Annotated in this window: 2 rRNA genes; both read right to left on the bottom strand. The window is 58.3% G+C overall.

Annotated elements, in window-relative coordinates:
* Positions 1–366: 366 nt before the first annotated feature.
* Positions 367–481, bottom strand: a 5S ribosomal RNA gene (rrf, locus tag JXQ94_RS14085).
* 95 nt (positions 482–576) lie between these two features.
* Positions 577–666: ribosomal RNA gene (locus JXQ94_RS14080) — 23S ribosomal RNA — on the bottom strand; the annotation flags it as partial.

Here is a 666-nt window from a genome sequence, read left to right as displayed (position 1 = left end):
AGCTCAAGGGTGAAACCGCGAAGCGGCCCTGCGGGCCCTTGACCTGAAGAAGCGGATACGGCGATCTCCCGGCAAGCGGTTTAGGGTGGGGTTTGCACCTGGGCGCGGGGTGAGACTGGGGATTAATTGAGTCTGTCACGGTTATTCCTCCGGCTTTCACCGGGGCAGGCTGCGTGTAGACATAACGATCGCCGCGCACGCCGGCCTGATCGGCCAGGGCAATGACCGCGCCGAGCCGGTTGGCGTGCCCGCCCCGCCTGTGTGATCGTTCGGACTTGCATCCAGACAGCAGAACGCCCCCGGCCTGTTGGCACGGGGGCGTTTTGTGTTTTGATATAATTGGAGGATATTGGATCTATCGTGCAGACCGGGCAGCGACCTACTCTCCCACACCTTAAGATGCAGTACCATCGGCGCTAGGGGTCTTAACGGCCGTGTTCGGGATGGGAACGGGTGCGGTCCCCCTGCAATAACCACCCGGTCAGCGCGATAGATCCAAGTATTGAAGAGACATTCTGATTTGAGTGAGGTTCTTGTTCTTGCTCGGCGAAGCCTTCGCCGGACATGAGCATCATCAAGATCAAGACAATCGAGTAATTAGTACCAGTCAGCTTCATGCGTCACCGCACTTCCACATCTGGCCTATCAACGTGGTGGTCTTCCACG

Origin of the sequence: Maricaulis maris, assembly GCF_049116555.1 — a bacterium.
Classification (GTDB): domain Bacteria; phylum Pseudomonadota; class Alphaproteobacteria; order Caulobacterales; family Maricaulaceae; genus Maricaulis; species Maricaulis maris_C.
Note: the sequence above shows the minus strand (reverse complement) of the source record. Positions and strands in the feature narration are given on the sequence as shown.